The 14,281-nt window shown below is 61.7% G+C and carries 12 protein-coding genes; 10 read left to right on the top strand and 2 right to left on the bottom strand.

Annotated features, from left to right (window positions below):
• Positions 1-198: 198 nt before the first annotated feature.
• Positions 199-978, top strand: a complete 780-nt coding sequence (locus AC07OP_RS02665; RefSeq protein ID WP_027607245.1) for an IclR family transcriptional regulator — start codon at positions 199-201, stop codon at positions 976-978.
• Positions 979-1,109: 131 nt separating this feature from the next.
• Here the strand turns inward: AC07OP_RS02665 and AC07OP_RS02660 are convergent, their stop codons facing one another.
• Positions 1,110-2,354 carry a saccharopine dehydrogenase family protein gene (locus tag AC07OP_RS02660; RefSeq protein WP_495101662.1) on the bottom strand — a complete coding sequence of 415 codons (1,245 nt, stop codon included), beginning with the start codon at positions 2,352-2,354 and terminating at the stop codon, positions 1,110-1,112.
• 28 nt (positions 2,355-2,382) lie between these two features.
• Positions 2,383-3,480, bottom strand: coding sequence for a carboxynorspermidine decarboxylase (locus AC07OP_RS02655; protein WP_141155330.1), 1,098 nt, complete (start codon positions 3,478-3,480; stop codon positions 2,383-2,385).
• A gap of 267 nt (positions 3,481-3,747) precedes the next feature.
• Between AC07OP_RS02655 and AC07OP_RS02650 the strand changes: the two genes are divergently transcribed.
• From AC07OP_RS02650 to metE, 9 genes are all read left to right on the top strand, one after another.
• Positions 3,748-4,767, top strand: a complete 1,020-nt coding sequence (locus tag AC07OP_RS02650) for a LacI family DNA-binding transcriptional regulator (RefSeq protein WP_141155329.1) — start codon at positions 3,748-3,750, stop codon at positions 4,765-4,767.
• Positions 4,751-5,755 carry an ABC transporter substrate-binding protein gene (locus tag AC07OP_RS02645; RefSeq protein WP_065941842.1) on the top strand — a complete coding sequence of 335 codons (1,005 nt, stop codon included), beginning with the start codon at positions 4,751-4,753 and terminating at the stop codon, positions 5,753-5,755. The genes AC07OP_RS02650 and AC07OP_RS02645 overlap by 17 nt, the downstream gene beginning before the upstream one ends.
• Positions 5,756-6,574: an ABC transporter permease gene (locus AC07OP_RS02640; protein ID WP_053134326.1), complete on the top strand. Its 819-nt coding sequence runs from the start codon at positions 5,756-5,758 to the stop codon at positions 6,572-6,574.
• Positions 6,571-7,365, top strand: coding sequence for an ABC transporter permease (locus AC07OP_RS02635; protein WP_065924597.1), 795 nt, complete (start codon positions 6,571-6,573; stop codon positions 7,363-7,365). Before AC07OP_RS02640 ends, AC07OP_RS02635 begins: the two co-directional genes overlap by 4 nt.
• The gene (locus AC07OP_RS02630) at positions 7,362-8,393 is read left to right on the top strand and encodes an ABC transporter ATP-binding protein (RefSeq protein WP_495101661.1); all 1,032 of its coding nucleotides are present in this window, start codon (positions 7,362-7,364) and stop codon (positions 8,391-8,393) included. The genes AC07OP_RS02635 and AC07OP_RS02630 overlap by 4 nt, the downstream gene beginning before the upstream one ends.
• 10 nt (positions 8,394-8,403) lie before the next feature.
• Positions 8,404-9,237 (top strand): phosphodiesterase, encoded by an 834-nt coding sequence (locus AC07OP_RS02625; protein ID WP_495101660.1) that lies wholly within the window; start codon positions 8,404-8,406, stop codon positions 9,235-9,237.
• A gap of 150 nt (positions 9,238-9,387) precedes the next feature.
• Positions 9,388-10,707 carry an OprD family porin gene (locus tag AC07OP_RS02620; RefSeq protein ID WP_495101659.1) on the top strand — a complete coding sequence of 440 codons (1,320 nt, stop codon included), beginning with the start codon at positions 9,388-9,390 and terminating at the stop codon, positions 10,705-10,707.
• Positions 10,708-11,021: 314 nt separating this feature from the next.
• Positions 11,022-11,810, top strand: coding sequence for a M12 family metallopeptidase (locus AC07OP_RS02615; protein ID WP_495101658.1), 789 nt, complete (start codon positions 11,022-11,024; stop codon positions 11,808-11,810).
• Between the two features lie 165 nt (positions 11,811-11,975).
• Complete coding sequence (metE, locus tag AC07OP_RS02610; RefSeq protein WP_495101657.1) at positions 11,976-14,264, top strand: 5-methyltetrahydropteroyltriglutamate--homocysteine S-methyltransferase; 2,289 nt, start codon at positions 11,976-11,978, stop codon at positions 14,262-14,264.
• Positions 14,265-14,281: the final 17 nt, after the last annotated feature.

The following is a 14,281-nucleotide window of genomic DNA, read 5'->3' as shown; positions in this document are numbered from 1 at the left end:
AAAACGGAAAGTCAGTACCGCGAGCGGTTGCCGATGAAATCGCAAGCTCTGTGCCATTTCGATTAAAATAAATCGAATTACGCTATATAAAATCGACAAAATGAACAGTTCGTATCGATATGCGATATTTAATGGTCTATTTTTGTGATTTGGGGTAGTAATATCGCCACGCCTGATCCATCTGACCGCGAGTCCGCCATGTCCGAAGAACGCAACAGTCTGCACAACCAATCCCTGGAAAAAGGCCTGTCGGTGCTCAAGGCATTCAGCGCCCAGCGCCGCAGCATGAGCCTTGCAGAGGTGGCCGAGGCCGCTGGCATGACCAAAAGCTCGGCCCAGCGCATGGTGTTTACCCTCGAAAGCCTGGGTTACCTTCGGAAACACTCCCGCACACGGCATTACCAACTCACCCCCCGGGTGCTGGAGCTGGGGTTCAGCTACCTGGATGCGCATTCATTGATCGAGGTGGCCAACCCGTTTCTATCGGAACTGACCCGGCTGACCGGCGAGACCTCGTGCCTGACCGAGCCGGCGGGCTACGACATGACCTATATCGCGCGCTTTGTCAGCGCGGGTTTTGTACCGGTGCATATGCCGATCGGCTCGCGGGTGCCGATGTACTGTACGGCGTCGGGGAGGGCGTATTTGAGTGCATTGCCGCAGGAGGAGGCGTTGGCGCTGATCGAGCACAGCCAGCGGGTGGCACACACCAGCCAGACGTTGACGGACGTGGCGGGCATTCTGGAATCGTTGCAGCAGGTGCGCGAGCAGGGCTATGCGGTGAATGCCCAGGAGCTGTTCCTCGGCGACATGACCATCGGCGCGCCGGTGCTGGGCGCCAATGGCCGGCCGGTGGCGGCGGTGCATGTGGTGGCGCCGACCAGTCGGTGGAGCAGGGCGGATGCGGAGAAGCAGCTGGCGCCGGCGCTGTTGCAGTGCTCCAGGGCACTGAGCAACTCGGCGCGGAACCTGGAATAACCGGCAATGCAGATGCAAATGTGGGAGGGGGCCGGCCGCCGATGGCAGTGTATCAGCGAGCAACTGCTTGCTGATCCACCGCTATCGGGGGCAAGCCCCCTCCCACATTCTGTTCGGTTCGCTATGGCCTGTCAGGCCATTGCATCCCAGGCGCGATCACCGTGCTCGTCCTTGATCCGAGTCGGCAGGCCCATCCCGTCCAGCGCCTTGAGGAACGGCTCAGCCGGCAGTTCCTCGACGTTGGCCATGTGTTTCACATCCCACTCGCCCCGGGCGACCAGCAGCGCGGCGGCTACCGGTGGAACGCCTGCGGTGTAGGAGATGCCCTGGCTGTCGGTTTCAACGTAGGCTTCTTCGTGATCCGCTACGTTGTAGATGAACATCTCGCGCGGCTGGCCGTCCTTGGTGCCTTTGACCAGGTCGCCGATGCAGGTCTTGCCGGTGTAGCCCGGGGCCAGGGAAGACGGGTCGGGCAGCACGGCCTTGACCACTTTCAACGGCACCACTTCCAGGCCTTCGGCGGTGGTGACCGGCTTCTCGGAGAGCAGGCCGAGGTTTTTCAGCACGGTGAACACGTTGATGTAGTGTTCGCCGAAGCTCATCCAGAAACGCACGTTGGGCACGTCGAGGTTTTTCGACAGCGAGTGCACTTCATCGTGGCCGGTGAGGTAGAGGTTCTGCGAACCCACGACCGGCAGGTCGTCGGTGCGTTTGACTTCGAACATGGTGTTGCTGGTCCACTGGCTGTTCTGCCAGCTCCACACCTGCCCGGTGAATTCGCGGAAGTTGATTTCCGGATCGAAATTGGTGGCGAAGTATTTGCCATGGGAGCCGGCATTGACGTCGAGGATGTCGATCGAATCAATGCGGTCGAAATGCTGTTGCTGCGCCAGCGCGGCATACGCGTTGACGACACCCGGGTCGAAGCCCACGCCAAGGATGGCGGTGATGTTCTTCTGTTTGCACTCTTCCAGGTGGTTCCATTCGTAGTTGCCGTACCACGGCGGGGTCTCGCAGACCTTGCCCGGCTCTTCGTGGATGGCGGTGTCGAGGTACGCAACGCCCGTGTCGATGCAGGCACGCAGCACCGACATGTTGAGGAACGCGGAACCCACGTTGATGACGATCTGCGATTCGGTCTCGCGGATCAGGGCCTTGGTCGCTTCCACGTCCAGGGCGTTCAGCGTGAAGGCCTGGATGTCGGCGGGCACCTTGAGGCTACCCTTGGCCTTGACGCTGTCGATGATGGCCTGGCATTTGGAGATGTTGCGCGACGCGATAGCAATACGACCGAGTTCGTCGTTGTGCTGCGCGCACTTGTGGGCCACCACCTTGGCGACACCTCCTGCACCAATGATAAGAACGTTCTTTTTCAATTGCTTTATCTCTCCTTTATCCGCCAGCTTACGAAAGGCTGGACAGGTAGTCGTCGTAACCAAATTCACGAACCACTTCGACTGTACCGTCGAGTTGTTTCACTACGATGGACGGCATTTTCAGGCCGTTGAACCAATTTTTCTTGACCATGGTGTAGCCCGCGGTGTCGATGAACGACAGCCGATCGCCGATGGCCAGCGGACGATCAAATTGATACTCGCCGAAGATGTCCCCGGCCAGGCAGGATTTGCCGCACACCATGTAGGTGTGTTCGCCCTCGCTTGGCGCCAGCTTGGCGTTGAGGCGATAGATCAACAGGTCCAGCAGGTGAGCTTCGATGGAGCTGTCCACGACGGCGAGATGTTTGCCGTTGTAGAGGGTGTCGAGCACGGTGACTTCCAGGGAGGCGCTGTTGGTGATCGCCGCTTCGCCGGGTTCCAGGTAGACCTGCACGTCGTACTTTTGCGAGAACGCCTTGAGGCGCTGGCAGAAGGCGTCGATGGCATAGCCTTCACCGGTGAAGTGGATGCCGCCGCCGAGGCTGACCCAGTTGACCTTGTGCAGCAGCGCGCCGAAGCGTTCTTCGATGGTGTTCAGCATCTGGTCGAACAGGTTGAAGTCGCCGTTCTCGCAGTTGTTGTGGAACATGAAGCCGGAGATCTGTTCGATCACGCCTTCGATCTTCACCGGATCCCATTCGCCCAGGCGGCTGAACGGACGCGCCGGGTCGGCCAGCAGGTAGTCGGAGCTGCTTACCTGCGGGTTGACGCGCAGGCCGCGGGTCTTGCCTTCGCTGCGTTCGGCAAAACGCTGCAGCTGGCTGATGGAGTTGAAGATGATCTTGTCGCAGTTATCGAGCATCTCTTCGATTTCATCGTCGGCCCAGGCCACGCTGTAGGCGTGCGCCTCGCCTTCGAACTTCTGGCGGCCGAGCTTCAACTCGTACAGCGACGACGAGGTGGTGCCGTCCATGTATTCCTGCATCAGGTCGAACACCGACCAGGTGGCAAAGCACTTGAGCGCCAGCAGGGCCTTGGCGCCGGACTGCTCGCGCACGTAAGCAATCTTCTGCATGTTGACCAGAAGCTTCTGTTTGTCGATGAGGTAGTACGGCGTTTTGATCATTTTTGAGAGCCTGCGGCGGTGCCTGCCAAAAAAGGACACGCATTGTGCCCGCACTTGGATCGAATCGAAAGGTTAGTGGGCGGATTTTGCTGCGCCGGTTTTTCAAGCATAGGCCCGGAGTATGACTATCTAAGGATATGCCCCCTCCCACATTTGGCCCCAGGTACCTCTGCTGCACTGCCATCAAACCGTCATCTCCCCACCACCTTCCTGCCACATTCCGCCGTTACTGTCCTCGCCAATGAGATCGATCTCAAGCGAGTGACCATGACTGATTTGAAAGACGTCGCGCGACTGGCCGGCGTATCCCGCGCGACCGCCGCCCGCACTTTTGCCTCCCCCGACCAGGTGCGCCCGGCCACCCGTGAGCAGGTGTTCGCCGCTGCCCGGGAGTTGGGGTTTCGGCCCAACCTGCTCGGCCGCCAATTGCGCCTGCAAACCACCCAGTTGATCGGCGTGGTGGTGCCCAATCTGCTCAACCCGGTGTTCGCCGAACAGTTCCAGGCCATGGAGCGTGCCGCGCGGTTGCGTGGCTACAGCCTGGTGCTGGCGACCACCGACTACAGCAGCGAGCGCGAGTGCATCGTAGTGGAAGAACTGCTGCGCCAGCGCGTCGATGGCCTGGTGCTGACGGTCACCGATGCCGAAAGCAACAGCGTGCTCAGCAGCCTGAATACCGAACGGACACCGTTCGTGCTGGCCTATCACCAACCGAGCAACCCCAACTACAGCGCCGTGTCGGTGGACAACCGCGCCGGCATGGCCTTGGCCACGCGTTACCTGCTGGAGGCCGGTCATCGACGCATCAGCATGGTCGCCGGCCCCGCCTTGCAGTCCGATCGCGCACGCCTGCGCTATGCCGGTTACTGCGACGCGATGAAGGCATACGGTCTCAAAAGCCGCGCGGTGATCGAAATGCCCGCCCATACCCAGGCCGAATTCGCCGCCATCCAGCCGTACCTCAACGGCCCCGACGCCCCCAGCGCCCTGGTGTGCTCCAACGATTTCCTCGCGATCAGCCTGATCGCCGAGCTGCGCCGCAACGCCTGGAATGTACCTGGGCAACTGTCGGTGATGGGCTTCGACGGCATTGCCCTCGGCACCCAGATGCACCCAACCCTGTGCAGCGTGGTGCAGCCCATCGCGCTGCTGGCCAGCACGGTGATTGACCAACTGCTGGCGCAGATCGCCGGCAACGATCCCATTTCCCATTGCCTGCCTTGCCATATCCGGCCGGGCGAAAGTACCCAACCCTTTGAGGAGTTCCTTGATGCGCGCATTCAGTAAAACCCTGGCCGCCGTGCTGCTCTGCGGCGTGGCCAGCCTGGCCCAGGCCGCCGACACCGCGATTTGCTACAACTGCCCGCCGGACTGGGCCGACTGGGGCACCCAGCTCAAGGCCATCGCCGCCAGCACCGGTGTGCAGGTGCCGCTGGACAACAAGAACTCCGGCCAGTCCCTGGCGCAACTGGTGGCCGAAAAGGCCGCGCCCGTCGCCGACGTGGTGTATTACGGCGTGACCTTCGGCTTGCAGGCGCAAAAGGCCGGCGTGGTCGAGGGTTACAAGCCCAAGGGCTGGGAACAGATCCCCGCCGGGTTGAAAGACCCCGCCGGCCAGTGGTTTGCGATCCACTCCGGCACCCTGGGCATCATGGTCAACGTCGATGCATTGGGTGGCCTGCCGGTGCCGCAAAGCTGGGCCGACCTGCTCAAGCCGCAATACAAAGGCATGGTCGGCTACCTGGACCCGTCCAGCGCCTTCGTCGGTTACGTCTCTGCCGTGGCGATCAACCGCGCAATGGGCGGCGACCTGGACAACTTCGCCCCGGCCATCGATTACTTCCAGAAGCTGGCGAAAAACGCCCCCATCGTGCCCAAGCAGACCGCCTATGCGCGGGTACTGTCCGGGGAGTTGCCGATCCTGGTGGACTACGACTTCAACGCCTACCGCGCCCGCTACAAAGACAACGCCAACGTCGCCTTCGTGATCCCCAAGGAAGGCAGCATCAGCGTGCCCTATGTGATGAGCCTGGTGGCCAACGCGCCGCACCGCGCCAATGGCGAGAAGGTGCTGGACTTCGTATTGTCGGACCAAGGCCAGGCCCTCTGGGCCAAGGCGTACTTGCGCCCGGTACGCCCGGTGACCATGCCGGCCGACGTCGCCGCGCAGTTCCTGCCCGACAGCGATTACGCCCGCGCCGGTGTGGTGGACTATCAGAAAATGGCCGCTGTGCAGGAAGCCTTCGCCGCCCGTTACCTGAACGAGGTCAAGTAAGTGGCTGCATCGGCAAAACAGGCGGCCTGGGCGCTGGCCCCGGCCTTTGCAGTGCTGTTCGCGTTCTGGCTGCTGCCGCTGGCGCACTTGATGGTGCTCGGCGCCGACAGCCGCGACAGCCACGGCAGCGGCTATTGGCAGGTGCTCAGCAGCGCGCAGTACCTGGGTAGCCTGGCGCAGACCTGCGTGCTGGCGATCGTGGTGACGTTCACCGCGTTGTTGATCGGTGGCATCAGTGGGGTGTTCCTCGCGCGCCAGCAGTTTTTCGGGCGTTCGGCGTTGGTGGCCTTGCTCACGTTTCCCCTGGCGTTTCCCGGGGTGGTGGTGGGCTTCCTGGTGATCCTGCTGGCCGGGCGCCAGGGGTTGCTGGCGTCCCTGGGCCTGCAATTGGCCGGTGAGCGCTGGATCTTTGCCTACTCGCTGGCCGGGCTGTTTGTCGGCTACCTGTATTTCTCGATTCCGCGGGTGATCCTCACGGTGATGGCCGCGTGCGAAAGCCTCGACCGCAGCCTGGAAGAAGCCGCGCATTCGCTGGGAGCAGGGCACTGGCGGGTGGTCTGCGACGTGATCGTGCCGGGCCTGGCGCCGGCGTTGGCGTCCTGCGGCGCGATCTGCTTCGCCACGTCCATGGGCGCCTTCGGCACCGCGTTCACCTTGGGCACGCGCCTGAATGTGACCCCGGTGGCGATCTACAACGTGTTCACCAACTACGCCAACTTTGCCGTCGCCGCCGCGTTGTCGGTGGTGCTCGGCGCGGTGACCTGGGCGGTGCTGTTGCTCACGCGACGCCTGGTGAAAAATGCGGGGACGGTCTTGTGAAGCGCTCATCGCTGTTTGTGATGCAACTGCTGTTCACCTTGCTGGTGTGCGCGTTCATGTTGGTGCCGGTGCTGATGTCGTTGCTGGCCGGGTTGACGCGCAATTTCTTCGTCGGCCTGTCCAGTGGCCTGACCTTCGACTGGTTGATCCAGGTCTGGCAGGCCTATTCGCCCACCGTATGGCTGTCCTTGCAATTGGCCCTGGCGTGCGCGGTGTGTGTCTGCGTGATCGGCGTGCCGGCGGCGTATGCGCTGGTGCGCATGAACAACCGCTTCAGCCGTGCCTTCGAAGAACTGATGGTGCTGCCGGTGGCGATGCCGGGGCTGGCCAGTGCGCTGGCGTTGCTGCTCACCTACGGCCAGTTCGGCACGTTTCGCAGCAGCTGGTTGTTCATTCTGGTGGGCCATGTGTTGTTCACCTTGCCGTTCCTGGTACGTCCGGTGATGGCGGTGATGCAACGCCAGCAACTGCCGGTGCTGGAAGAGGCGGCGGCCAGCCTGGGCGCCGGGCCGATCAAGCGCTTTTTCAGTGTGGTGGTGCCCAACTGCCGGGCGGGGATTCTGGCCGGCGTGCTGATGGTGGTGACCTTGTCGTTGGGCGAATTCAACCTGACCTGGATGCTCCACACACCGATGACCAAGACATTGCCCGTGGGCCTGGCCGACAGCTACGCCTCGGCGCGCCTGGAAATCGCCAGCGCCTACACCCTTATCTTTTTGCTGATGATCGTGCCGCTGCTGATTGCGTTGCAGGCCATCAGCGCTCGTTTGTCCCGTGGAGAGCGTCGATGACCGCTATCACTATCCGCCTGCAAGGCTGTCGCAAGGCATTCGCCGACGGCACCGTGGCTGTGCATGACCTGAACCTGACCGTCGAAGGCGGTGAAACCCTGGCGATCCTCGGCCCGTCCGGCTGCGGCAAGACCACCACCTTGCGCCTGATTGCCGGCCTGGAACGCCCGGATGTGGGCCAGGTTTTTTTCGGCACCGACGACGTCACCCGCCTGCCCATCGAGCGTCGCGACGTGGGCATGGTGTTCCAGAACTACGCGCTGTTTCCCAACCTCGATGTGGCCGGCAATATCGTCTACGGCTTGAAGATTCGCGGCATGGCAGCTCTGGAGCGCAACAAGCGCTGCGAGGAACTGCTGGAACTGGTGGGCCTGCAACAGCATGGCAAGCGCAGCATCCACGAATTGTCCGGTGGTCAACGTCAACGGGTGGCCCTGGCCCGTGCCCTGGCGCCGCGCCCTAAAGTGCTGTTGCTGGATGAACCGCTGGCGGCCCTGGATGCGCAATTGCGCGAGCGCCTGCGCAGCGAGCTGAATGAACTGCTGCGCGGCCTCGGTATCACCTCGGTATTTGTCACCCACGACCAGGGCGAAGCCATGGCCCTGGGCGATCGTATCCTGGTGATGGAGCACGGCCGCGTCGCGCAACTGGCCAGCCCACGGGAGATCTACCAAACGCCGGCGAATGCGTTCGTCGCCGGTTTTGTCGGCAACCTGAATGCCTTTGCCGTCACCTCGCGAACAACCCATGGCCTGGAAGTCTGCGGCGGCGAGTTGCCGTGGCAGGCCGCCGACGTGCCCAACACGGTGTACTGCCGCCCCGAACACCTGCGGGTGATGGAGAGCGAAGGGCACTTGCACGGCCATCTAGTGGCGCAGTTTTTCCAGGGCGCCCAAAGCCGCCTGCTGGTGGACGTGGGCGGCCCGCAACCGCTGCTGGTGGACAGCAGCGACAACCACCTGTACGCCGTCGGCGCGCCGATTGCCCTGGCGATTGCGCCGCACATGTTGTTCACCCTGAATGCGTGAGAGTTTGCTTGTGAATCGTCCGTTTCTTGTTGCGCAAATCAGCGACCTGCACCTTAAAGCCGGCCAGCGCCTGACGTATGGGGTGGTGGATACCCTGGGCGCGCTGCGCCGTGCCGTCGACCATTTGAACGCCAGCCACCCACGGCCCGATATTGTGGTGATCAGCGGTGACCTGGTGGACTTCGGCCGCGCCGATGAATACGCCGTGCTGCACCCCGAACTCGCGCGCCTGCACATGCCGTGCTACCTGGTGCCCGGCAACCACGACACACGCGGGCCGTTGCTCGAGGCATTCCGTGATCACGCCTACTTGCCTTTGTCGGCAGAGGGGCCGTTGGACTGGGTGGTGGACGAGCATCCGCTGCGCTTGATCGGCCTGGACTCGACTATCCCGGGTGGGCACGGCGGCCAGCTGCTGGACAGCCAATTGCACTGGTTGGACGCGCAACTGGCACGACGCCCGGACGCGCCGACGTTGCTGATCCTGCACCATCCACCGTTTATCAGCGGCATCGGCCATATGGACCGCGAACCCTTTATTAACGCTGCGGCGCTGGAAGCAGTTGTGTCTCGCCACCCGCAAGTGGAACGCCTGCTGTGCGGGCACCTGCACCGACCGATGCAACGACGCTTTGGCGGCAGCCTGAGTTGTGTGTGCCCCGGTACTTCCCATCAGATTGTGCTGGACCTGCAGGACGCCGCGCCCGCGCATTTCAACCTGGAACCGGCGGGGTATCTGTTGCATCGCTGGGATGCGCAACAGGGCCTGATCAGCCACAACGGCGTGTTCGGGGATTACCCGGGGCCGTACCCGTTTTATGACGCTCATGGATTGATTGACTGAGGTTTACGGAGGTTTCACTTCACTCAACTCGCTAACAACTAAGCAACTGAATAACCGTTAACGCCCCGGCCAACGTCACGTTTGGCCGACGGCATCCTGCTGCCCATTTTTTGCGCCCGGAACCTGGATTCCGCGCCGGAGTTCGTCCTGATGAAAGCCACGTTGAACGTATTAAGTGTATTGACCGGCGGCCTGGGCATTGCCCTGAGCCCCTTGGCGTCCGCTGACTTTTTGAGCGACAGCAAAGCCAACTTGAGCATGCGTAACTTCTACTTCAATAACGACAACCGCGACGGCACGGCGGCACCGTCGAAGACCGAAGAGTGGGGCCAGGCCTTTATCCTCAACTACCAGTCGGGCTTTACCGACGGCACCGTCGGTTTTGGCCTGGACGCCATCGGCATGCTCGGCGTGACCCTCGACAGCAGTGCCGCGCGCCATGTCGGCAGCTCGATGATCCCTACCGAAGACGGCAAGGCCACGGATAACTGGGCCCGTGGTGGCGCGACCGCCAAGGCGCGCTTTGCCAAGACCGAAGCGCGCTACGGCTACCTGCGCCCGAACCTGCCGATCCTGGTGAGCAACGACGGCCGCCTGTTGCCGCAGTCGTTCGAAGGCGGGCAGGTCACCAGCAAGGACATCGACAACCTGACCCTGGTCGGCGGCCAGCTTGAGCACACCACCGGTCGCGGCTCCAGCGACCGCAGCGGTCTGGCAGCGGCGGGCGGTACCCGGGAGAGCAATAAATTCACCTACGCCGGTGCAGACTACCAACTGACCAAGGACCTGATGGTCCAGTACTACTACGCCAACCTCGAAGACTATTACCAGCAACACTTCGCCGGGTTGATCCACGTATTGCCGCTGGGCGAATACGGCTCATTGAAAACCGACCTGCGCTACTTCAAGACCAGCGCCGACGGCAAAAACAGCAGCGCCGCCGGCCGTGCCGAAGGCTACAAGCTGGGCGGCTATACCAAGAACGGTAACGGTGAAATCGACAACAACACCTGGAGCGCCGCGTTCATCTACTCCCTGGGCCCGCACGCGATCACTGCCGGTTACCAGCAAGTCTCGGACGACAGCAACTTCGCCCAACTCAACCAGGGCGGCCTGGTGAACAAAGGCGAGGGCGGTGCCAGCCTGTACCTCTACACCGACCGTACCGTGCAGACCTTCATCCAGGCCGGCGAACGCACCGCCTTTGCCCAGTACGCCTACGACTTCGCGTCGCTGGGTGTACCCGGCCTGAAGGCCTCGGTCATGTACCTCAAGGGCGACCACATCCTCACCACCAGCGGCAACGACGCCAGCGAGTGGGAGCGGGACATCTCGTTGGATTACGTGGTGCAGAGCGGCACATTCAAGAACGTCGGGTTCGGCTGGCGGAACGGCGTGTCACGCAGTGAAGTGGCGCGGGACCAGGACCAGAATCGGGTGTTTGTGAGTTATTCGATTCCGTTGATGTAAGCGCAAGGCAGTAACCGCCCCCGCCACCTGTGGCGAGGGCGCTTGCTCCCGTTCGGTTGCACCGGTGTGCCTGCTGCACCTCGGTGTCTGGTTCTGGGGCGGCGGATCAGCAGGGTGGCAGCGTTTACCTGGCTCAACCGCAGCTGGGGCTGGCGCTGGTGGGGTGTGCGTATTTCATGTTTTACGCGTTTACCTGCACGTGATTGCGCCCTGAGATGAGGGGTTGAAATGGGCGGTTGTACTTCACGCGGAACCGTTGGCGCTCTCGGCACCAACTGTTCATTGTGGCAAAAAGCCGGACAACCACGGAGATCATGATTGTGATGACAGGAATCAATACTCAGCCATTTATACCGCCTTCTTACGCCCAGCCGAATGATGACACTGGCCAGAAACAGCCCGTCGACGCACCGGTTTTATCCAGGAGCAAGCGTGGGGTGGCCCTAAAGACTGCGTTGTGGCCACAGTTTTCGACGGTCAGGATTTCTCTGATGGGGATGACCAAGGAACAGGAAAAATTCACCAAGGACAACATCAACAAATGGGCGCCGTATATCAACCTGAAACTGGAGTTCACCAAAGAGCTCGATGGCGATATCAGAATCAAGGCAGATAATGACGTCAGCGGTGGGTATTCCTATTTCGGCACGGCAGGCAAACAAACCGTGGGCGCTGGTGAGCCTACGATGGAAATCGGCTTCAAGGGCGGGTTTAATGAATTCAACGCTGGCACGGTATTACATGAGTTCGGCCATGCATTGGGTTTAGTCCATGAGCATCAGCACCCGGACAATACACTCGACCTGGATTTTGACCGGATTCGCACAATTTACGCAGCGACAAATCAGCCTGGCTCGGTTGATGAAAACTTTGCCCCATTCGATTCGCGGGATGTTGTCAGCTCCGCCTATGATCAAGCCTCCATCATGCACTACAGCATTCCAGAGACCTATCTAAACAGCGGGCATCGTGTCGAGGAGGGGAATGAGTTGTCAGAAGGCGACAAGCAATTTGCGCGCGAGCTCTATCCCATCCCCCGGCCTCCGGTACCGCCTCGTTGGTGGAACCTTTACAACGGACACGTCCCTTCTTCGCGAGCCTGAGCTGATCCCCATTCAGACATCACCCAATGCGCCACTGTGAAAAGGGCGGGGTTGCACCTGATGATCATGAATTAAATTTGTGTTCGTATAAAATAAAATGAGTTTGTCTCACTATGATTGATTGCCGACAATGGCTCCCATCTCAACAGATTGGAGTTTTTTGTCATGGCAGTCGCTCATTCCCTCGGATTTCCGCGCATTGGACGCGATCGTGAACTGAAAAAAGCGCAGGAAGCGTTCTGGAAGGGCGAGTTGGACGAAGCCGGCCTGCGTGCCGTCGGCCGCGAACTGCGCAAGGCCCATTGGGACCTGCAAAAGCAGGCCGGTATCGAGTTGCTGCCCGCCGGTGATTTTGCCTGGTACGACCAGGTGTTGACCCACTCGCTGATGTTCGGTGTGATCCCCGAGCGTTTCCGTCCAGCTGACGGCAACGCCACCCTGCACACGTTGTTCGGCATGGCCCGTGGCGTCAGCGACAGCTGCTGCGGCGGTGCCCATGCCCAGGAAATGACCAAGTGGTTCGATACCAACTACCACTACCTGGTGCCTGAATTCAGCGCCGACCAGCAATTTCACCTGGGTTGGGAGCAGTTGTTCGAAGAGGTGCAGGAAGCCCTCGACCTGGGCCACACCGTCAAGCCGGTGGTGATCGGCCCACTGACCTACCTGTGGCTGGGCAAGGCCAAGGGCGGTGACTTCGACAAGCTCGACCTGCTTGAGCGTCTGCTGCCGTTGTACGGCCAGATCTTCCAGCGCCTGGCCGACCTCGGCGTGGAATGGGTGCAGATCGACGAGCCGATCCTGGTCCTCGACCTGCCGCAGGAATGGAAGAACGCGTTCGAGCGTGCCTACAACCTGATCCAGCGTGACCCGCTGAAAAAGCTGGTGGCGACCTACTTCGGCGGCCTGGAAGAGAACCTCGGCCTTGCCGCGAACCTGCCAGTGGATGGCCTGCACATCGACCTGGTGCGCGCGCCGGAGCAGTACCCGACCATTCTCGACCGCCTGCCGGCTTATAAAGTGCTGTCCCTGGGCGTGGTCAACGGCCGTAACGTCTGGCGTTGCGACCTGGAAAACGCCCTGGCCACCTTGCAGCACGCCCATGAAAAACTCGGTGATCGCCTGTGGGTGGCGCCATCCTGCTCGCTGTTGCACAGCCCGGTGGACCTGGGCCGTGAAGACCAGTTGGATGCCGAGCTGAAAAGCTGGCTGGCGTTCGCTGTGCAGAAGTGCGCCGAAGTGGCGGTGCTGGCGCAAGCCGTCAACCAGCCTGAAGCGCCCAACGTCCTCGCTGCCCTGGCCGAAAGCCGCGCGGTGCAGGCGGCCCGCGCGGCCTCGCCGCGTATCCACAAGCCTGCGGTACAGGCGCGGGTGGCGGCGATTACCCGCCAGGACAGCCAGCGCCAGTCGCCGTTTACCCAGCGTATCGAGAAACAACGTGCGGGCCTGAACCTGCCGCTGTTCCCGACCACCACCATCGGTTCGTTCCCGCAGACCGCGTCGATCCGCCTGGCGCGCCAGTCGTACAAGGCTGGAAAGTTGAGCGAAGCCGAATACGTCGAAGCCATGCACAGTGAGATTCGTCACGCCGTCGAGGTGCAGGAAAACCTCGGCCTGGACGTGCTGGTGCACGGTGAAGCCGAGCGCAACGACATGGTCGAGTACTTCGCCGAGCAGTTGGACGGCTACGTGTTCACCCGCTTCGGCTGGGTGCAGAGCTACGGTTCGCGTTGCGTGAAACCGGCGGTGATCTTCGGCGACCTGAGCCGCCCGAAGGCGATGACGGTGGAGTGGATCCGCTACGCCCAGGGCCTGACCCGCAAGGTGATGAAGGGCATGCTGACGGGCCCTGTGACCATGCTGATGTGGTCGTTCCCCCGCGAAGACGTGAGCCGCGAAGTGCAGGCCCGCCAACTGGCCCTGGCGATTCGCGACGAAGTGGTCGACCTGGAAGCCGCCGGCATCCAGATCGTGCAGATCGACGAAGCCGCGTTCCGCGAAGGCTTGCCGTTGCGCCAGGCGCACTGGCAGCACTACCTGGACTGGGCCACCGAAGTGTTCCGCCTGTGCGCATCGGGTGTGCGCGATGAAACCCAGATCCACACGCACATGTGCTACAGCGAATTCAACGATGTGATCGAGTCCATCGCCGCCATGGATGCCGACGTGATCACCATCGAGACCTCGCGCTCGGACATGGAGTTGCTGGACGCGTTCGAAGCCTTCGCCTACCCCAACGACATCGGCCCGGGCGTCTACGACATCCACTCGCCACGGGTGCCGGATGCCTCCGAAATGGCCAACCTTCTGCGCAAGGCTGCAAAGCGGATTCCTGCCCAGCGCCTGTGGGTGAACCCGGATTGCGGGTTGAAGACGCGGGGGTGGCCGGAGACGGAGGCGGCGTTGATTCATATGGTCACCGCGGCTCGCCAGCTACGCGCTGAGTTGGCTTGATATCGTAAAAAATGTGG

Source organism: Pseudomonas sp. GW821-FHT09D08 (assembly GCF_059416305.1).
This window is presented reverse-complemented; position numbering and strand designations above follow the sequence as displayed.